Origin of the sequence: Microcoleus sp. LAD1_D5, assembly GCF_036702115.1 — a bacterium.
Lineage (GTDB): Bacteria > Cyanobacteriota > Cyanobacteriia > Cyanobacteriales > Microcoleaceae > Microcoleus.
In genome coordinates this window covers 81890-102633 of record NZ_JAUBSA010000003.1, presented here as the reverse complement: position 1 = coordinate 102633, position 20744 = coordinate 81890, and the positions used below count along the sequence as shown (strand labels likewise).

Genomic DNA, 20744 nt, shown 5'->3' with positions numbered 1-20744 from the left:
TAAATCCCGGACACGGCTCGTTTTCTAACTTCCTGATTTTTGCTTACTGAAAAACTGCTCTCATGGCTGAATCTTCCAATTGGACGCACCTGCACGCTCAAGTGCACAGGACGCTGCTGTACCGACAAATATTGCCATCAAATCAGCGATTGCTAGTAGCAGTTTCCGGTGGACAAGATTCTCTGTGTTTAATTAAATTACTGCTAGATTTGCAGCCAAAATGGGGGTGGAACCTAGCGATTGTTCACTGCGATCACCGTTGGCGTTCTGACTCGGAAGCCTCGGCCAATCATGTAGAACAATTAGCTAGAAACTGGGGAATATCCTACTATTTGGAAACAGCCTCGGACATCCCCAAAACAGAAGCAGCCGCCAGAGAGTGGCGCTATCAAGCATTAACCGAAATTGCGATCGCCCACAACTACCCCTACATTGTTACAGGCCACACAGCCAGCGATCGCGCCGAAACACTCCTCTACAACCTGATTCGCGGCAGTGGCGCCGACGGACTTTCTGCCCTCACCTGGACGCGGCCCCTGCTCGATTTTCGATTGCCGATTTTAGATTTTAGATTGGGGAATTCCGGCGAAAATCCCAACTCCCAAATATCTGCCGATTTTAGATTGGAAAATCAGGATGAAAATTCCCAATCGAAAATCCAAAATCTAAAATCTAAAATCTATTTAGTTCGTCCCTTGCTCGAAATAACTCGATCGCAAACAGGTCAATTTTGTCAAGAGGAAAAACTACCAATTTGGGAAGATTCCACAAATCAAGACTTGCAATATAGTCGCAACCGCATTCGAGCGGAATTATTGCCTTATTTGGAAACTCATTTCAACCCAAAAGCCCAACAAGCGCTAGCTCAAACAGCCGAACTCCTCCGTGCGGACGTAGAATATCTCGAACTTGCAGCCAGCGACTTGTTACAGCGAGCAATGTCTCCAATTGCAGACAGCCCACAGGTGAATTTTCAACTTCCCGTCAAGTTAAATCGCCCGATTTTGCGGGAAGCACCCCTGGCCTTGCAGCGACGGGCAATGCGGCAACTACTGCAACAAATATTGCCCTCGGCGCCCAGTTTTGAAAGCGTAGAAAAACTAACCAGCTTAATCGTAGCGCCCAACCGATCGCAAACCGATCCATTTCCTGGAGGAGCGATCGGTCGAGTCGAACACCCTTCGATAATTTTAGATATTAAATTTTAAGCTGTTATCAAACCCGAAAGGACTTGCCGTAGATCAGAAACTACCCGATCTTGCTCGTCTCCCGTCTCCTGTACCCGATCGAGTTCCCCCGCCACCGCTTCGAGCTTTTGGCGTAGCGCATTCAAATTGTCCTGCACCGGCTGCAACATTTCTTGATAAACATTCACCCTGCCCCAGAGTTGCGCCACTGCACCTCTCTGGTTGAACAAATTCTGCTCTAACTGCTTGAGTTCGTAGCGTTTCGCCTCACTTTCCCCATTTTGGCGGTTGACATTGGCCTCAATTTGGGATATGGCTTCCCGCACCTGCGGAATTTCGTTTTCCAGTCTTTGCAATTCTTGGCTTTGCTGCTGCCGCTGAGTATTGAGCTGTGCGACAATCGGCCCCAAATCAATATCTCCTCGCTCTTGTTTGGGAGCATTACCAGTACCCAGCCGCCGCCACAGCACCGCCTGATGCTGCTTTAAAACATCTTCCCGTTCCTGCAACCGGAGGCGCTGTCCCACCAGAGTTTCGTTTAACATCTGATAACTTTCAAGTTCATCTGCCATTTCGTTTTCCAAAGCCATGCGATCATACTCGCTAGCAGCTTGAATTTTCCCTTGCAGCTCCTCGATTGTCTCCCGTTGCAGAGTCAACTCCTCCTCTTGATCGTTAACAAACCGGAACACCTTCTCCAAATCCTGTTGCAGGTGTTGCACCAGCCCCTGCAATTCCTCAACGGGCATCTTCTCCAGAGATGACACATCTACTTTCTGCTGCGTACCGGCAGCACCCGAAGCAGATGCGAGCCTGGAAAGTTGCTGGTAAAGATCCTCCACAGCCCGCACCTGCAAAGACACCGACTGAGCCTGCTCCTGCTTAGCGCTAAGGCTACTTTGCTGCCCTTTAAGCTCCGCCCGAGCTTGCGCCAAAGCTTCTTGAGATTGGTACCACTCTTGCCAGCGGTTTTGGAGGCTCTGATTTTGTCGATCGACCTCTTCTTGTTGCTGTTGAGCTATGCTTTGTTTTTGCTCCAACTGCTGCCAGTGCTGATCCAGAATTGCCTGTTGAGCGCCCACGGCACCAAAAGACTGATTCAGTTGTTCCCGCACCCCTTGGGCAGAAGCAATTGCCCCTCCCAGCTTCTGCATCAACTCCTGAATCCTCTGAGTCTGCTGCTCATCAACTACCGCTCCCTGCGGAACCTCAGACTGCTGCTGGGCCACCCGTTGCTGCTCGCCCCGCAACTGTTCCCAGGCCGTCTCAATTTCCACGCGACTGCGATCAACTTCTTCTCGAAGTCGGTTAGCTTCATCTCGAGTATTTTCAATTTCCGAGCGCTGAGCCTCTAGCCGCTCCAACTCCTCTTCCATTTGAGCCAACTGCTCTTCGCGGGCTTGCATTTCCATTTCCCGGCGATTGAGTTCCTGACTCGAAAACGTCAGAGAAGCCTTCCACTGTTCAATTTCCTCTTCCTTATCCTTAAACTTGTCCTGCAATCGCGAGAAATTTTGCAGAATGCTCACCAACTGGCGGGCCGCCTCCTGAATCCGCTGCACTTGCTTGCTAGCGCTCAACTCAACTAGCACCAGCGTGCCGTCGTTAAACTTATTAGCTTCCTCAACTGGGATCGCGTCATCGCCTGGTACGGCGCTCCAGTTATGTTCGCCCCGCTGACAAGCTAGCAGTTTCAGTTCAGCCTTACCGCCACCGAGACCAAAGCCGCTTCTCTGTTTTTGTACTTCCGCTAGATACAGCACACTAATAGTCCTCTGCTTCGTAAAACCTATCCCAACTTACTTTAAGTTACTTAAAGGCCTAAAAGATAAGTGGTGTTTACTTCCTACGCTGTTGGGTAGACGGCTAATCCCAAGATAAGTAGGCTATCCCCCTTAAGCCAAAGGTTCTTGACTAAACATAACACTGCGTGTGATCTTTAGTCAACTTACCTAAAGTAAACAAGTATAGGCAAGTAAGGATAACTTTTTGCCACTTAAGTCTTACTTTTTGGTATCGTTTGCCCAATCGGGGGATAGCATTTTTTTCTAACTTTTCTTCAGCACTCACGCATAGCACGTCCTCACGGGAGAACTTCCAGAAAGTACGGCCGCCGCCAGTTGTCTGGAGGAATGAGAGAGCAGTACCAATGCCGCTTGATTAAAAACTAGCAAAATTGCGGAGACTGCTATAGCCCAAAGCTGAAAAAGGTTAGTCCTTGAACCTCCCCACCTCTAAAGCCGGGGGATTCTGGCGCACCTTCAAGACGACAATGGGACATTCAAATATCCCTCTACACACTCAAAGAACTTGACTTATCCGGGAGCGCATACTTGATGAGTCCTTCATATTTTTAAGGTTGAACGTGACCTATGCTGCAATTATTTGCCCTTTAACTATTCCGAATTAATCGGATTAGTGCGTTGCCGGGGTTGCTCGCCGTCTAGGATATTTCAATGGGGTGAAAGTTATTCTTACTCTGGCGAATCGCTCTCTGCCAATTATACCACTCTGGTTTTAGCAACACAATCGTTTCACGAGACTTAAAAGTCCCTACCTACTGATCCCCAGGTCTAAATCCCCATGTCGTTAGCCCAGGACTTGCCTGTGGCGTTTCGATCCAAAAGTTTGTATTGATTTTACAACGCTTTAGTTATGGGTCGATCGTCATAAAAGCCGTTGCTGCCCCCAAATCGGCGCCTTGCTCCAGCGGACTAGGGATTTGAACCGCGCTGCCTTAGAATAAGGTAATGACGCGAGCCTATGATGCTCGCCGCGGGCGAGCAAAAAGGTCGATCGGCACTGAGGGTTTTCCTGACAATTGCCCAAAAAGGTTCATTTTGACTGCACCTGATTTTAGGGCTGTGGCAAACCCAAAAAAACCTCGATCGCAACTCATCCAACCCAACAGACTAGCCTCAAGTTCCCATGGGGGCTTGATCGGCACTTGCTGCTGGTAGCAGCGGTAAAACCAGAGAATCCTCGGTATTTTGAAGTTGACCTACGCCAAGATGTGTTGGATAAACTGACGGCCTACTCAGCCAAAAACTTCAAAACTTTGGCTATCGAAGACTTCAACCAGTCGGGAATGCCAGCGTTGCACACTCGAAAAACCCGTGCAATCGTGCGAAGTGGATTCTACGAGTTTAGGCAACGCCGTGGGAATACAAGGTGAAACTCTAGACTTAGAGAATGCCGCGAGTTTCGCGGTTTCAGCTTGTGGACTGTAGCGCGGCCGAGGAGCCGCAGCAAGTATCGACCTTTCGTCAATTCCCAATTGTGAGCTCGGCATCAGCGCGTAGATTATTGACGGAAACTGAAGTCAATCTTTTCGCCAGCACACAGTCTTTCCGAGCTCAGACGCCAACGGTTTTAAGGAGGACACTTTAGCTGCATGCAGGGAAATTTGAGTGAAATAGACATCCGCAGCATCCTGCAATTGATTGAGTTAGGTCAGCGAACCGGAGAACTGTTCGTAGAGGCCTACACCTCCACCGGCAGCAGCACGGGTACTCAACCTACCCCGCGCTCCCTTGCAGGACAATCCTGGTATGTCTTCTGCTTCAACGGTCAGATTATTTACGCTACCCAGAGTGCGGGCAGTTTGTTTCGCTTGCGGGACTACCTGCGCCGCTACAAAGCAGATACCGCCCTCGACAAAATCCAAGTTCCCTATATGGCATCTACCAATGCCCCAGAATACGGCTACCTATGGGCCCTGCTAGAAAACCACATCCTCACCCCAGCTCAAGGGCGCAACATCATCCAGAGCATGATCCACGAAACCCTATTTGACTTACTTAGTCTCCACCAGGGTTCCTTCACTTTTGAAATGGGCCCAGCTTTGGCTCCTCAACTGACCAGCTTAGAAATTAGCTCGCTGCTGGCCAAGATTGTCAAACAGGTGCAGCAGTGGAAGCAGTTTCACCCTCACATTCAGTCGCCCAACCAATGCCCGGTGATTTCAGACCCCTCCGAGCTGCGAGTAGCGCTGCCTGTCAATACCTTTAATACTCTCAGACGCTGGGCTGACGGGCACACTTCGATCCGCCAAATGTCGCGGTACCTCAACCGAGACGTGCTGACTGTCGCTAAGGCGATTTACCCCTTTGTACAGCAGGGATTGGTGCAAGTATTTTATGAACCCTCTGTTGCCCCGGCAAACAACAAAAAAGAATGGTCGTCCCCAGAAACCAAGGTTCCGAGAGTTGTCTGTATCGACGACGACAATATTATTCGCAAAACAGTCGAGTCAATTTTAAATGAACACGGTTACGAAGCTACTACGATCGGCAATCCCCTCCAAGCATTGAGTTTGGTGTTTCAACTCAAACCCGATTTAATTCTGTGTGACATCGCCATGCCGGAACTCGACGGCTACGAAATTTGCGCTATGCTGCGTAGTTCTAGCGCTTTCCGGCAGACGCCGATCGTTATGCTAACGGGTATCGACGGCTTTATCGATCGCGTTAAAGCCCGCATGGCAGGAGCTACAGACTTTTACACCAAACCTTTTGGTGAAAGCGAGTTATTGATGCTGGTAGAAAAATATGTGGGCCCGGGCTACCCTCGGGTCAATCTCTCGGAAAGATTATTAGACTGATCGCTAGAAGACCAATTAAAAGAAAAATAAATTTCGCACCGATGGCATGATCGGAGCTTTCTTGTACCTGCGGTAAGATCAAGTCTCGACCACCACAAACAGAAAGCTCACGGACACTATTGGCGATCGCACCATAAACTAGAATGTATTAATCCGCGCGCTGGCATAAGGGCGTCGGTAAAACTCTGTTCAATTTCTAGACCCAAGTGGGTCTAACACGCTCAAAGTGCAAATATAATATACTTGTTCTCCACTTGCAGCGCTCCGAAAAACTGATGCACAGAGTTAGACTAAATTGCCAAATAGTTTTCTAAATTTGTCTATAATTGAGCAAACCCGCAACTCTAGGTAAGCTTAACTATGTTTGCCGTCAAACGAGCGCTAAAATTGAATAACAACGAAGCGACCTTGATGGCAAAACACGCAGGATGGAGGCGGCTCGTCTTCAATTTCGGGTTAAGCTTGCGGACTCAAATGTATAGTGAGGGCAAGCTTTCGGACTCGAAGGTGATCAACGAAGTTAAAAAAGTTCTCACTAACCACGTCAAGAAACAGCCTGAATTTGCTTGGATGAACCAGTTGTCTAGCCGAGTCTACCAAAACGCATTAATTGACTTGAAAGATGCGTTTAGTCGATATCGTGCCGGGAAAGCAGGTCATCCCAAATTCGCCAGCCGCCGGGATGGTCAATCTTTTAGGGTAGATTCATCCAATGGGAAAGTTCTTCTAAGTGCTGGCAACACAATTAAGATTCCTTCCTTGGGAACGTTTCGGCTTCACGAAGCCCTAGAATGCGGTTACGTGTCTCAAACTTTTACTATCTCAAAAGAAGGAAGTCTCTGGTTTGTTTCATTCTGTGTTGATGCAGAACGTTTACCAGTTCAACAGCCCAAAAGCTCTGTAGGAATCGATGTAGGTATTAAATCTTTTGCCATGCTGTCAAACCAGCAAGTTTTTGACGCACCAAAACCGTTGAAGCAAGCGAAAACCAAACTTGCCACTTTACAACGTCAAGCTTCGAGACAGGTAAAAGGTTCCAATAACCAGCGTAAAACTTACAACCAAATCAGGCGACTTCACGCGCAAATAGCTTGTATTCGTAAAGATTTCCTGCACAAGTTAACAACTTACTTAGCCAAGACTTTCAAGCTCATCAAAATAGAAGACTTGAATATAAAAGGCATGATGGCAAATCACAAGCTGGCGGGGGCGATATCCGACCTGGGCTTTTACGAGTTCAAGCGTCAACTCGATTACAAATGCCTGATGTATGGAGCGAATTTAGTGCTGGTAGACCAATGGTTTCCTAGTTCTAAAACTTGCTCTAATTGTGGCAGTAAAAAAGATATGCCATTGGGTTTTCGGACTTATGATTGTCCTGCTTGTGGCATATCTATCGATCGTGATTGGAATGCCAGCCTTAATATTTTGAACTGGGAACCCTCGGCTGGAGGGGGATAGCCTACTGATCTTGGGATAGCCGACTACCCAATAGCGTAGGAAGTAAACTCGGATGCTCTAAAGATGGCTTTAGATAATTTTAGGTAAGTTTTACAAAGCAGTACAAAGTGAAGCTTTAGGGGTTTCAAATTAATTGTTCGTAGTCGATTTGAGCTACTTTGTCAGCATTGGTCGCGCGAATTTATTGATGGCAGTCAATTATTGACGGAGAGAATTTATTGCCAAGGACCTGTGGCAGTCGCGCCATTCACCCCTTGGCTGTGTCAAGCTTGGCTGTGTCAAGTTTCGACCATCGAAGTTTCGATCGGGTTCTTCTTGGCGGGAAACCTCAACAATTTGCTAGAAATGCAGGTGTCAGAATTATGATTAGCGGTAGCCCAGACTTTATATTACCAGGACTAGGCGTAGATCCGGCTCCGGAATTCCAAGAACTAGAAACTCCCGAAGGCGAGCTGCACCTGCGGTTCTACGTTCCTTCGGGGAACGAGTTCGCACTGCCGGCGACAGGGATTAGAGAGGTACTATCCCCGTCCCCAGACCGCATGACACCGATCCCCAACGTTTCCTCTTTGCTTTTAGGTACGCTAAATATGAGAGGACGAGTGATTTGGGTGGCAGACCTCGGCCAATTTCTGGGAGACCAAACACCTCTGAATACAGATAGACCCGAAATCCCGATCGTGGCTGTGGAAGACCAGGACACGATTTTGGGGCTGGCAGTCGATCGAATTGTGGGGATGGACTGGCTCGACGTAGAGCAACTGCACTCTCAGAACAATGCACCAGACGGCATGATTCCATTTCTGAGGGGAGAATGGATGTTAGGTGCACCAGCTCAGAAAGTGCTCCGACTGCTAGATCAAGTGAAAATTCTGCGCTCGGCGCGGTGGGCAGCGTGAAATCGATTTTAGATTTGCGATTTGCGATTTTCGATTGGGGTCTAACCATCAACAGTCACACGACTTGAGGCGCGCATCTAAACATTCTATTCAAGATAAAAATCAAAAATCTCAAATCTAAAATCTAAAATCCAAAGAGGGCGGCAAATGACAACAAGTACCAACTTTCAGCAGGACTACCAACGGGCAGAAGCGGCCTACATGGATGGCAATTATTCGGAAGCCGCAGCCCTAGTTTATCAATTAGTAGAAGATTTTCCCGAAGACCCCAGCGCTCGCCTGCTGTGCGGACACATTTACTGCTACGGACTGCAACAGTATGAGGTGGCGCGGGAACAGTACACGGTTGTGCTAGGCCTGAGTGACGACCAGAGTTTGGTGGAACACGCTCACAGCGGAATTACCTACACAGACCAATTTTTATCTGGAGAACTGCACACGGAAAATTTCGAGGCTTTGTCTGCTGAAACTGAATTAGAATTCTATCCAGACTTATCCCTCGATGAAGGGTTAGAAGACCCGGATTTGGGACTTTTCCAAGGAAATTCACCATCCCTTTCCTATACAAGTCAATCCCCAGACGAAATGGAAAACGAGGACTTGGCAGACTTGGGCATGAGTGGCTTGGGGTGGGAATCAGAAGACGATGAGGGCGCAGGCTTAGTCCCAGATTTAGCCTCACATTCTAACCCCTTTGGTGGCGACAGCGGCGGAATGGCAGCTTATGCTGAGACCTCCGACTCGCTAGACATAGACGAGTTTGCCGACTCGGACTTTGGAGACCCTTTTGCCTTAGATGATGGAGGGTTTGATGCTGCTGACATGTCTAGTAGCAAAGTGTCTGGGAAAAGCGCACCTTACTCAGGAGATTCGTTTTCAGAAGCTCCCACTCAGATGCTCAACGGTCAAAGTTTTGCCTCCCCAGAAATCGGGAATTCCTTCGACTCGAACCAACTAGACTCCCCCATCGGGCCCTCGGACAATTTTGGCGAACCTTTTGCGGCGCTCGATTTGCCAGACGAATTCGACGAGAACTCCGACTACGACTACCAATCCCCGCCCCAGAGTGGCCAAAATTACGGTCATAACGCACCTGGGGCCGAAGAGGAAGACCCTTTTGCCGAGGCGATGCCCTCGTCGGGTTTCGGGTCTTCTCAACCTCAAAACAAACAGCCCAATAACAGGTCGGACTACTCGTCAAACTATTCGCTGGCGGAAGACGAAACGCTGTTGATGGGAGGTGCTGTCCCCAACTCTCAAAGTCAAAGGTCGAGCCGGGGACAATTTAATTCAGTCGATCACGCTTCGGCTAACAGCAACGGTTACAGCGAGTCGGAACCCCCGGCATTTGGCTCTACAGACAACTTCGAGTTAGATGCTTTTGAAGACGACGCTTTTAGCGATTCTTTCTCTTTCGACGAAAACGAACAAGCGACAGCTTTCGGGTCGTCCGACAAGAACAGCAGTGCCTGGTCGTCAAAAACTGGGAACGCTCAAGAACACAGCGACTTTTTAGATGAATTTGACGAATTTGACGATTTGGGCAATTTGCCGGACTTTGATATCTCAGAAGATGCCACCAGTTCGATCTTGACTAGAGGTAACACGAATTTCGGCAACTCGACCAGCGGCATGATGGGAACGACCGGCAGCAGCCTGGACTTTGACAACAGCGATGGCTCAGCAATTCGGGATGACGAGATATTTAGCATAAACGGCCCGGCTGATGCGTCAGTGCCGAGTTTTTCTCCCACAGAAACAGAAGCGCTCGATACTTCGGTAACAGTAGAACAGGGGGGACTGGCTTTCTTGGAAAATGCCCCTTTGTTTACAAAACAGTTGTACACGGCAATCGGGGCGGGACTGGTTTCTCTGGTAGCTGTGGCTTTCGTCACCAACATTGCCTCCTATCAAGCTCTGCGGCAAGACAAACCGGAGGCGATCGTTTACCTGCGCCAAACAGGCTGGGTAATGACCGCAGCAGCAGGCTTTACCAGCTTTTTAACTTCTTGGGGCATCGGTCAGTTGATCGCCAAGCAGGTACGCAAGTCGTCGGACAATTTGCAAGCTCAGTTCGATGCCGTATCTCAAGGAGCTTTGGACGCTCGCGCTACGGTTTACTCGGAAGATGAATTTGGCAAAATGGCTGCTAAATTCAACCACATGGCGAAGGTTATCCAGACCACGATTAGCGATACCAGGCGCAAGTCTGACGAGCAGGAACAGGCAAAAGAAGACTTGCAGCGCCAAGTGATTCGCTTGCTAGACGACGTGGAAGGAGCGGCCCGGGGTGACTTGACGGTGACTGCGGAAGTGACCGCAGACGTTTTGGGTGCTGTTGCTGACTCGTTTAACTTGACAATTCAAAATCTGCGCGAAATCGTCCATCAGGTGAAGCAGGCGGCTCGGGAGGTCAGCAAAGGCGCTACGGATAGTGCTAAGTTTGCAGGCGATTTGTCTTCCGACGCGCTGCGGCAAGCTGAGGAACTGGCGGCAACGCTGAATTCGGTGCAAGTCCTCACCGATGCGATTCAGCGGGTCGCAGAGAGCGCTAGAGAGGCGGAAGAAGTGGCAAGGGGCGCCGCGGCAACGGCTCTGAAAGGGGGCGAGGCTGTGGAGCGCACGGTGGCCGGGATTTTGGAAATTCGAGAAACGGTAGCAGAAACCACGAGAAAAGTCAAGAGGTTGGCGGAAGCTTCTCAAGAAATTTCTAAGATTGTGGCTCTTATTGCTACTATCGCCTCCCGGACGAATTTGTTGGCCCTCAACGCCAGTATTGAGGCGGCGAGAGCTGGGGAAGCGGGCAGGGGTTTTGCGATCGTGGCAGACGAGGTGCGACAATTGGCAGACCGATCGGCTAAGTCTTTGAAAGAAATCGAACAGATCGTGATGCAAATTCAAAGCGAAACCGGCGCGGTAATGACGGCGATGGAAGAAGGGACGCAGCAGGTTATTGAGGGGACAAGATTGGCAGAACAGGCGAAGCGATCGCTTGAAGATATCATTCAAGTTACTAATCGAATTGACGTGCTGGTGCGATCGATTACTGCCGACACTGTAGAGCAAAACGAAACAGCTCGCGCGGTGGCCTCGGTGATGCAAGCTGTCGAATTAACTGCTCAGGAAACATCCCAAGAAGCGCAGCGAGTTTCCGGTGCTTTGCAAAACTTGGTGGGCGTTGCTCGTGACCTTTTGACATCGGTGGAAAGATTCCGAGTAGAAACAGCAGAAAGACAATAATCAATTGTCTAATGCTTTTTTTGCGGGCTGATTTACAAGCACGTTAGTGTGGCAATAATGGCATACAAAAAGCAACCTCGCAGTCTTGAAACCGCTGCGGGGCTGCCAATTCAACACCTAAACAAAGTAGGAGTTGCACAGATGGACGATAACATAGTAGAAGTAATTCCTGGCATATTTGGTGAGATTCAGCCGACGGGCTGTATTATCTGTACTCTCTCAAAAAACAGCAGGGGCTATGCCAACAAAAGACTTCGGATTAACGGTGAATGGAAAACGCTGACAGTCCACCGTTTAGTATTAGAAAATATTTTAGGTCGTCCGATTATACCGGAATACTTTGCTTGCCATACTTGCGATGTCCGTAACTGCATTAATCCTAACCATTTGTGGGAAGGTTCTAGACTTGAAAATTCTCAAGATAGGTTTAAGAAAGGACGAATTAAAGATGTCGGAAATACATCTGCGGCGAAACCTCAAAAACAAGTGCTAGGCATAGAAGTAATTCCAGGCATTCGCGCTGAAATACAGCCGAACGGCTGCATGATTTGTACGTTGGCTAAAAGAAGTGATGGTTACGCCATTAAGGGTACTAAAATTAATGGCCAAACAAAAAGTTTCTACGCTCACAGACTTGTACTGGAACACAAACTGGGACGGCCTGTCAAACCCGGTTATTTTGCGTGTCACAGTTGCGACGATCGCGGTTGTATCAATCCCGACCATTTGTGGGAAGGAACCCCCGGCGATAACTCCCGCGATGCTATAGAAAAAAACCGCTTTCCTTTCGTTCCCGGCAAGATATCTGTCCACCGCAAACTCAAACCCGAACAAGTGCGGGAGATTCGCTATCTTTTAAGTGAGGGTATATCGAAAACAAAAATAGCCAGGATATTTGCGATATCTCGCAGTCAGATTATTCTCTTGGCAAGGGGCGAGATCTACAAAGAGCTTCTCTAGAACTACTAACATAGACCCAATACAATAACGCTTAAAATCAGGAATAAAACTATGCTGCCGGAGCAACAACAGAGGATAATGGGCTACTTTATTGAGGAGGCAAAAGACCACCTCAATACGATCGAACAAGGCTTGCTGAATCTGCAAACCACGATCGAAGACCCAGAACTGGTAAACGAAGTATTTAGGGCCGCTCACTCTGTCAAAGGAGGAGCAGCAATGTTGGGGCTGACCAGCATTCAGCAAACAGCTCACCGACTAGAAGATAGTTTTAAAGTTTTAAAAGAGTGCAGCGTTAAAGTAGACCAACAGCTAGAGTCCCTTTTCCTGCGAATATTTGACACATTGCAAGGGCTGTTAGAGCAACTGTCGGGGCCTTTTGGACTGACAGAGGAATTGGGAGAACAGATGGTTCGAGAATTAGAACCAGTAATTGAAGAACTTAACGGGCACTTGGGGGGACTCGTTGGACACGGAGAACACCATGCAGACGAGAGCTACGCGATGCCAATACCCGAACCAGTTATGGCGGGGATGGGAGTCGGGGCGTTTGCCTCATCAAGGAGTTTTCCGGATTCGCGGTCAGTTTACGCACCTGATGCCAGAGCAACAGAAGACAGCGCGCTGCAGCTAGTATTTGACTCGGACGTGCCGGCGAGGATGCGGGAACTCTTGCAAGAGTTCAAACAGCCCGAGGGGCCAGAAAGCAGGCGACAACTCAAGAATATTTGTCGGAACTTGCTCAGGGCGGGAGAAGAATTTGAACTGCCCTGCTGGATAGAATTGATCCAAACTGTATCCAAGGCGATCACCAACCCAGAAAATACCTACCGTACCTTAGCCCCAATAATCATAAGAGACATCAAACAAGCGCAAGAACTGGTAATTTCTGGTCTAGAATCGTCGATCGCACCAAGCGCAAAACTTCTGGCGCTGCAGCCGACTGTTCTGGTTCCCGAAACGGATTTTGAAGATTTGCTGGCCTTCGCTCAACCGAGTACATCCGGGACAAATGTGGTTTCTGTTGAGGATGCAGCCTGGGATCTCGTGGGTTCCGGCGATTCCGGGGATGGATTGAACAAGTTGCTGCCGACTATTTCTGGGCTGAGTATAGACGAGCTGTTCGACCAACTAGACAGTGGCGAGAGCAACGAGGACAGTGGCATTCGCTCGGCGCAATTCGACGATTCCGCCTTCGCAGAATCGGATATGGAGACGGGTGCTTTTAGAGGCTCGACCCGCACCGGCCCGGAAGTGGGCGCTGCAGAACTCAACACTTTAGCTGACTTGTTTGACGGCGAGTCCCCGGATCTCGACGGCGCTTGGGAAGAAGAAGAAGACCTCGACTATGCACAGTCTTCTGGGATATCGGCGGCGGGAATGCTGGGGTCAGACGATGATGACAATTCCGGCGATTTTACTGATTTGTTGTTTGACGAATACGATGCCGAAAGTTCGGAAACGAACACGGCGCCTCCGATTGACGACCTGACAAGTTTGTTTGGGGAGGATTTGCTGTTTGGAGAGGAGGCAGACGGTTCGGCAGTAGCCGCCAGTCAGGAAAATAGGGGTTTGAGCCAGCGGTTAACTCGCAAACAGCTTAAAAAAACGGGTAACGGTAGGGGCGGTTTGGAGCGGCGAGAGGGCACGGTGGCCAAAGCTAGGGGACAAGCTGACGAAGATGCTCTTGGTACGCTTTTGGACGAAGTGGCTGCCCAAACTTCTGCTGTTGGTACGGACGATACTGATTTCGATAACTTGTTCGGCGATTTAGGCTTATCAGAGGCAGCGGATGTGCCGGCAGTCTCTTCTGAGTATTCCCTCAAGCCTGAGGCTTTCGAGGCAGAATCTAAGAAGCCGGCAGCAGGTGGGGGCAATAATGATTCAGCGGATGCCGAAGCGCTCGCTCTGCCGGAAATAGATGATTTCGAGTTGCTCTCTGAGCTTGGCGAGGACTCGGATGTGAGCGAGCTGTTGGGGATTACTTCTAATTTCCTTTCTTCAGAAGACGAAGGTGGGGAGAACGGGGGCGATCGAGATCAAGCTGCAGGCATCGCACAAAAAGAGGAAATGGGCAACGTTCTTAACATGACATCAAATTCTGATTTAGATATCTCTGCGGATGAAAACTGGCTAGAAGATGCTTTCGGCCTGGAAGACGAGTCTGTGCAATCGCTCAACCTGGAAGTGGACGATACGGATTTAGATGCGCTGTTTGGGGATATGACCTCGGGTTCGATTTCTGAGGATGAACAAACTGTGCGGGATCGCCAAGGAGTGGCTACTTCCCGAGAAGCAGCTGATTTGGCTGAGCTGTTCGGTTCTGTACCTACGGGTACTGAGTATGAGGGGCAAGCTTCGGGGCAAGCCCGTGGGGGTTGGCTGAATGATGGGGATTCAGAATTGCTGAGTGCCGATGTGGGAGTTGATGAGGGCGACTTGGGGAGTTTGTTCGAGAACAATGGTGCGGCTGTTTCCGACCAAGGCTGGACAAATTCGGCAGAGGTTGAACTTGGGGCTGTGTCCGATGATCGTCCTGAGTCGGAAATTTCAAGTGTCGAGTCTGATGAGGGCGCAGTTTTCGACTTTTTGGAGGATATGTTTGCCGAAGGCATGGTGCCGCAGCCCGATGCTGTAGCGGCGGGAGATGAGGGCGTGGCTCATGATGAGGAAGAATTGTCGGCCCAGCCTCCCGATGGTTTGTTCGACGAGGTGGGTGCGGATTTGTTTGATCGATCCGAAACAAATGCCGCTGGAGAGTCTGAGGGCGAGGATGATTTGTTTGATGCCCTGGAAACAGATTTTTCGAGTGCGGATTTAGACGCGCTGCCGACAGAATCTCTCGATGGTGGTATGTTTGAGGGCGATGCTGACTTGCTCTCGGTGATGGAAACCGGGGCTACTCTCAACAGCGAAGAGTTGGAGGGTTTTAATGATTTGTGGGACTCGATCGATGCTGAGGTTCTGGTGACTTCGGAACTGACGACGGGCTTTTGGGACGCTGAGGACGAGTCGGCCCAGGCCGATTCCTCGGAGTTGGAAGAGGGGTCGCTGGCCGACTTTTTTGCCGATGGCGAATCAGGCGCTGAGGACGACGAAGGCAATTTTGACGATTTAGAAGCACTCTTAATTGCAGGGGGTGCTGGAGCTGTCATAGCAGCTTCTGCGAGCACAAATCAGAGTCCGGTAAATACAGAAGTTTTCTCGGATCTCGAAGAGCTCCTCAGCGAGAGCGCAACTATGCCGGAAATTCACGGGCTACCGGCAACAACTGCCAGTAAAGCTTCGCGCACTGCTGCCGAGGAGAGCGACGACGAATTTGGCGATTTGGAAAAACTGCTGGAAGATCCAAAGGAAGGCGGCCGCCAAGGGGAAGGCAATATCGGGCCGTCGGCGATCAACAGACCCAGGCGCAATATGCGCGCGGGCGGGTTCGGCGACCAAACGATGCGGGTGCCGATCAAGCAACTGGATAACCTCAGCAATTTGATGGGGGAACTGGTGGTAAACCGCAACAGTTTGGAACAAGACCAAGAACGGATGCGGCAGTTTTTGGACAATTTGCTGCACCAGGTAACGCTGCTGAGCGATGTGAGCCAGCGGACTCAGGATTTCTACGAGCGGAGTCTTTTGGAGATTGCTTTGCTGGCCAACCGCCAGGGACATCGATCGGCCTGGCGCTCTGAGGATTCGGCCCACACCCGGGAAAGTGCCTGGAGACCGGAGGAAATGGACAGGTTTACTCCTTTCCACAGTTTGGCTCAGGAGATTATTGAGCTGATCGTGCGGGTGCGAGAGTCGGCGGCGGACATTGAATTTTTGGTGGATGAGGCCGATCAGGTGACTCGCCAACTGCGGCAAGTTACGACTCAACTGCAAGAAGGTTTGACTCGCGCCCGGATGAAGCCGTTTGCGGAGACGACGGACAGGCTGTTCCGGGCGGTGCGGGAAATTGCAATTAAGTGCGGGAAGCAGGCTCAGTTGCAGGTTGAGGGTAAGGATATTTTGATCGACAAGATGATTGTGGATCAACTGTATGACCCGATGACTCATTTGGTGAACAATGCGATTACTCACGGGATCGAAGCGCCCGAAGTGCGTCTGGCGGCTGGGAAGCCTGCTGTCGGCCGGATTACGATTCGTGCTTTCCACCAAGGGAATCAAACGGTGGTTTCGGTTTCTGACGACGGGGCGGGAATTGACCCGCAAAGGGTGAAGGCGAAGGCGATTAAGCAGGGTTTGCTGACGGCGGCTCAGGCTCAGAGGATGTCTCGCTCGGAAGTTTACGATTTGCTGTTTATGCCGGGTTTCAGCACTCAGGAACAGGCCACGGAGTATGCCGGCCGGGGAGTCGGTATGAATGTGGTGCAGACTTCCTTGCAGGAGATTCGCGGTACTGTGTCGATCGATTCAACCATCGGCAAGGGGACTGTGTTTACCATCCGTTTACCTCTGGTGTTGAGCATTTCTAAGGCTCTGACTTGCATTAGCGATCGAGCTCGGATTGCTTTCCCGATGGATGGGGTCGAGGATATGATCGATGTGCCTCGCGATCAGGTGACGACGGGGGCGGACGGTTTGCCTTGCATTGAGTGGCGGGGTCAAAGCTTGCCCTTCCGGCCGCTGCGGGATTTGCTGGCTTACAACCGCCATTTGGGCCGGGGCAGTGTTTACGGGTTTAATACTGACGATGACATGATTTCGGTGATCGTGCTGCGGTCTGCGGGCAATTTCTTGGCGGTGCAGGTGGATCAGGTTTCGACGGAACAGGAAATTGTGATCAAGCCGTTGGAGGGGCCGGTGCCGAAGCCGATCGGGATTGCTGGGGCCACGGTGCTCGGGGACGGTCGGATCGTAGCGATTGCGGACGTTCTGGAGCTGATCGATTTGGCTACCGGAAGGCTGCGGAAGGAAGCTGGCGGTACGCTTTGGGATGAGATCGAGAGAGCCACTAAGGAGGCGGAAATCGAGAAGACTGAGCCGACTGTGCTGATCGTGGATGATTCGATTACGGTGCGATCGCTCTTGTCGATTACTTTCGAGAAGTCTGGCTATCGTGTGGAAGAAGCTCGCGACGGTAAGGAAGCTTGGGAAAAGATGAAATCTGGTCTGCCTTGCGATATCGTTTTCTGCGATATTGAAATGCCGAGAATGGACGGTTTGGAACTACTTTCTCGGATGCAGAAGGATGCCGTTTTGTGTGAATTGCCGATCGCGATGCTAACTTCTCGCGGTGCTGACAGACACCGCCAAATGGCTTACAGTTTGGGCGCGAAAGGTTATTTCACTAAGCCTTATTTGGAGGAGCAATTGCTTGATGCTGCTTCTCGGATGTTGAAGGGTGAGGTTGTTGGTGCTCCGGTTGGTGTTTAATGTATAAATCGGCGTTTATCTGCGGTTGAAAAATGGTAATTTCTTAACCGCAGATGAAATTGGAATTATTAAACCGCAGAGGACACAGAGAACGCAGAGAAAGAGAACAGAGAGATCGATGATTCCGAGGAAGGACGAATTTAGTATAATTTATCTGCGTTTATTTGTGTTTATCTGCGGTTGAAAAAGGGAGTTGATTGACCGCAGATGAAAATGGATTGACGCAGATTTTTTATATCGCGCTTTCGGTTTTGGTGGTAGGCTGGGAATGTGGGGTGTAGCGGAAGGGCGATCGGTGATTTATGGATGCTGAAGAACTTTTAGAAAAATACGCTAAAGGCGAACGGAACTTTACAAAAGCACAGTTAAGCGGGATAGATCTCAAAGGTGCAGACTTGAGTGGAATAGACCTACGCGGTGCAAATTTGACGGGAGCTGAGTTGAATGAGGCAACTCTGAACAAAGCAAGCCTCTATGGAGCAAACTTCAGTAGAGCATCCCTGGTAGGAACAAACTTAATCGGGGTGACAGGTAATAGTGCCAACTTCTGTTTTGCAGACCTCACCAGTGCTGACTTGAGTAGGGCAGACCTCACCAGTGCCAATTTGAGAAATACTAAGCTGGACAATGCAAACCTGAGTGATGCCCAATTAATCTCTGTATGGTTAACTACAGCCTCCTTGAAGGAAGTAAATTTAAAGAGAGCAAATCTGAGCGGCTCAAATTTCACGAGGGCAAATTTGACAGGAGCACAATTGAGTCAAGTGAACTTAGGTAATGCTAGTCTCGAAGATGCCAATCTCCAGCAAGCCCAACTTCGAGGTGTCAATCTCTCTGCACTTAACTTATCAGGCGTGAATCTGACTGAGGCGGATATTAGTGCAGCAGACCTCACAGGGACAAATTTGAAAAAATCCTGTCTGGCAGGGGCAAATCTAGAAAAATCTAGTCTTAAACAAGCAACTTTGATGCTAGCAAGTTTGGAGGGAGCCAACCTTAAGAAAGCAGACTTGACTGATGCTCAAACCTATGGTTGGAATATTAAAAAAGCAGACTTCACTGGTGCGATAATGCCAGATGGAGAGATTTACCAGCCAGAAACCTCCGATCAAGAAATCTCCAGCCAAGAAACCAGTCAACAAGAATCCCAAAAAGTGACATCTATGACACGCAAAATTATTCGTACTGACAAAGCACCCGCACCCGTGGGCCCTTACAATCAAGCGATCGCCGCTACGGGCACTATGCTGTTTGTAGCTGGTCAAATTGCGATCGACATTAGACTAAACGATATTGTCTACACCGACGATGTGGCAAAACAAACCGAACAAGTCATGGCAAATCTCGAAGCGATTCTGACAGAAGCCGGCGCTACTTGGTTGGATGTGGTAAAAACTACGGTTTTCCTCAAAGATATGAATGATTTTGCCGCTGTGAATGCGGTTTATGCGAAATATTTTGATGCCGAAACTGCACCTGCGCGCGCTTGTGTGGAGGTTTCGCGTTTGCCGAAAGATGTGTTAGTTGAAATTGACTGTATTGCGGTTATTTAACGTGAGTTAGAGTGCTGACCTGGCCGGACAATTGAGCGACGTGCAAGGTATGTAGAGTCTGACAAGATTGCCTCGACTGACTGCAATATCACTGTCGGAATTGGGTGTACAAGTCAGCCCAGTTCACCAATATCTTCGCTCGAAACAAGCGAGGGCTCGCGCCAAAAACTAACTGGGCAATATCTGAATTTGCGAGCATCGACCGGACAATATCTTCTATCCCAACTAACTAAAAGTGGAAAGAGGAGGGTAAATATCATAGAGAGATGACTTTTGAGGCTGGTATGTTTACGCAATTAGATGGGAGACTAGATTCACCATAAAAATAGCGATTTTCCGATTGTCTTGTCTATTGCATTTGACACAGAAAACACTCTTTAACTGCTCGTTGACTGACTTAATTATTTCTCTTTGATTAAGTCGCCTTTTATCTGAAAAGAGCAAGAGTTTATTTTTCATGTTTTATGCGGAACTTACCCCACGTGCGGGGTAAGTTCCGCATAAAACATCCAAACATTTGCAGGATCGCGGTTTTTTGGGCAAGCTTCAGCCTGCTGAGGTAGTGAAGAGCAGGTTCTGATGAAGATTTGGTTTGATGCAAGATCGTCTACCATTAATGATATCGTTTCCGGTTGCATCAAAATAATAAAATCGAGTCAACAGTTAACACTCAACCATTCAGTTTTTCCACCCCTCCTTCTACAGTCAACAGTCAACAGTCAACAATCACGGACGCTGCAACCGGAATTGATATGACTCATCAAGCTGCAATAGTCTCACTACTTCAAATTAGCAGGAGGAGTTTCAGGTACAACCCAGTAGTAGACTGTTCTGCCGTCCACTTTTACTACCTGCTCAGGTTTCCACTCGCCCATATCGAATTCATGGGACACAATGCGCGTACCTGGTTTTAATTCACTGAGTAATTTGGGGCGCAGTTTTACGTTGAGTTCTGGCAGTAAGTAAAGCGTGACAACTGTTGCCTCACTGAAGTCTGTTTGGAATAAATCTTGCTGACGAAACTCGACACGATCGGTCACGCCAGCCTTTTTGGCGTTCTCGTTAGCTTCTCGAATGCGTTCTGGGTTGATGTCAATACCAATGCCCCGCGCGCCAACCTTTTGAGCGGCTGCAATCACAATCCTACCGTCGCCACTACCTAGGTCGTAAACCACGTCATTGGCTTGCACGTTTGCCAGCCGCAGCATTTCATTCACAACCGGTACAGGGGTTGGAACGTAAACGACATCGGGTTGGCGGGTGGGAGCTTCTGTTGTGGGGCTAGGAGTCGCTTGAGCCAGATCAGAAACAGAATTAGTTGGGGATGTGGCAGCCGGAGTTGGAGCCACTGTCTCAAAGTTACGTTGTTCGGTACAGCCGATCGCAGCAAAACTGAGAATGCTAACGCCAACAAAGAGTGATTGCCTAATGGTTTTGAGTTGCATGATCGTAAATCTCCAAAAAAAGT

The 20744-nt window shown here is 49.4% G+C and carries 12 protein-coding genes; 9 read left to right on the top strand and 3 right to left on the bottom strand.

Going from position 1 to position 20744, the window contains the following annotated elements; translation table 11 throughout:
- The first annotated feature begins 62 nt into the window (after nt 1-62).
- Complete coding sequence (gene tilS / locus QUA70_RS02520; protein ID WP_333330445.1) at nt 63-1208, top strand: tRNA lysidine(34) synthetase TilS; 1146 nt, start codon at nt 63-65, stop codon at nt 1206-1208.
- Here the strand turns inward: tilS and hmpF are convergent.
- Together hmpF and QUA70_RS02510 are read right to left on the bottom strand one after the other, a co-directional pair.
- Nucleotides 1205-2950, bottom strand: coding sequence for a pilus motility taxis protein HmpF (gene hmpF, locus QUA70_RS02515; RefSeq protein WP_333330442.1), 1746 nt, complete (start codon nt 2948-2950; stop codon nt 1205-1207). The two genes, tilS and hmpF, sit on opposite strands and share 4 nt — an antisense overlap.
- A 1274-nt stretch (nt 2951-4224) precedes the next feature.
- Complete coding sequence (locus tag QUA70_RS02510; protein WP_333410294.1) at nt 4225-4479, bottom strand: hypothetical protein; 255 nt, start codon at nt 4477-4479, stop codon at nt 4225-4227.
- A 102-nt stretch (nt 4480-4581) separates the two neighbouring features.
- Here QUA70_RS02510 and QUA70_RS02505 point away from each other — a divergent pair, with 102 nt between their 5' ends.
- The 8 genes from QUA70_RS02505 (at nt 4582) to QUA70_RS02470 (ending at nt 19276) form a co-directional block, all read left to right on the top strand.
- Nucleotides 4582-5790: a response regulator gene (locus QUA70_RS02505; RefSeq protein ID WP_333344436.1), complete on the top strand. Its 1209-nt coding sequence runs from the start codon at nt 4582-4584 to the stop codon at nt 5788-5790.
- A 360-nt stretch (nt 5791-6150) separates the two neighbouring features.
- Entirely contained in the window at nt 6151-7251 is a 1101-nt protein-coding gene (locus QUA70_RS02500) for an RNA-guided endonuclease TnpB family protein (RefSeq protein ID WP_333330434.1), read from the top strand.
- 231 nt (nt 7252-7482) lie between these two features.
- Nucleotides 7483-7617 carry a hypothetical protein gene (locus tag QUA70_RS02495; protein ID WP_333344437.1) on the top strand — a complete coding sequence of 45 codons (135 nt, stop codon included), beginning with the start codon at nt 7483-7485 and terminating at the stop codon, nt 7615-7617.
- Nucleotides 7617-8150 carry a chemotaxis protein CheW gene (locus tag QUA70_RS02490; protein ID WP_039887356.1) on the top strand — a complete coding sequence of 178 codons (534 nt, stop codon included), beginning with the start codon at nt 7617-7619 and terminating at the stop codon, nt 8148-8150. The genes QUA70_RS02495 and QUA70_RS02490 overlap by 1 nt, the downstream gene beginning before the upstream one ends.
- A gap of 147 nt (nt 8151-8297) precedes the next feature.
- Nucleotides 8298-11390, top strand: coding sequence for a methyl-accepting chemotaxis protein (locus QUA70_RS02485; protein ID WP_333344440.1), 3093 nt, complete (start codon nt 8298-8300; stop codon nt 11388-11390).
- 141 nt (nt 11391-11531) lie between these two features.
- Complete coding sequence (locus tag QUA70_RS02480) at nt 11532-12350, top strand: HNH endonuclease (protein WP_333410293.1); 819 nt, start codon at nt 11532-11534, stop codon at nt 12348-12350.
- Nucleotides 12351-12401: 51 nt separating this feature from the next.
- Nucleotides 12402-17723, top strand: a complete 5322-nt coding sequence (locus tag QUA70_RS02475) for a response regulator (protein WP_333344444.1) — start codon at nt 12402-12404, stop codon at nt 17721-17723.
- A gap of 302 nt (nt 17724-18025) precedes the next feature.
- The gene (locus QUA70_RS02470) at nt 18026-19276 is read left to right on the top strand and encodes a Rid family detoxifying hydrolase (protein ID WP_333344446.1); all 1251 of its coding nucleotides are present in this window, start codon (nt 18026-18028) and stop codon (nt 19274-19276) included.
- Nucleotides 19277-20055: 779 nt separating this feature from the next.
- On the opposite strand, the gene QUA70_RS02465 is transcribed toward QUA70_RS02470, so the two are convergent.
- On the bottom strand, nt 20056-20721 hold the full coding sequence (locus QUA70_RS02465; RefSeq protein WP_333344448.1) for a class I SAM-dependent methyltransferase: 666 nt from the start codon (nt 20719-20721) through the stop codon (nt 20056-20058).
- Between the last annotated feature and the right edge of the window lie 23 nt (nt 20722-20744).

Coding starts and splice junctions, on each gene's coding strand:
- tilS (WP_333330445.1), top strand. CDS start 63: ATGGCTGAATCTTCCAATTGGACGCACCTGCACGCTCAAGTGCACAGG.
- QUA70_RS02510 (WP_333410294.1), bottom strand. CDS start 4,479: ATGCCGAGCTCACAATTGGGAATTGACGAAAGGTCGATACTTGCTGCG.
- QUA70_RS02505 (WP_333344436.1), top strand. CDS start 4,582: ATGCAGGGAAATTTGAGTGAAATAGACATCCGCAGCATCCTGCAATTG.
- QUA70_RS02500 (WP_333330434.1), top strand. CDS start 6,151: ATGTTTGCCGTCAAACGAGCGCTAAAATTGAATAACAACGAAGCGACC.
- QUA70_RS02485 (WP_333344440.1), top strand. CDS start 8,298: ATGACAACAAGTACCAACTTTCAGCAGGACTACCAACGGGCAGAAGCG.
- QUA70_RS02480 (WP_333410293.1), top strand. CDS start 11,532: ATGGACGATAACATAGTAGAAGTAATTCCTGGCATATTTGGTGAGATT.
- QUA70_RS02475 (WP_333344444.1), top strand. CDS start 12,402: ATGCTGCCGGAGCAACAACAGAGGATAATGGGCTACTTTATTGAGGAG.
- QUA70_RS02470 (WP_333344446.1), top strand. CDS start 18,026: ATGGATGCTGAAGAACTTTTAGAAAAATACGCTAAAGGCGAACGGAAC.
- QUA70_RS02465 (WP_333344448.1), bottom strand. CDS start 20,721: ATGCAACTCAAAACCATTAGGCAATCACTCTTTGTTGGCGTTAGCATT.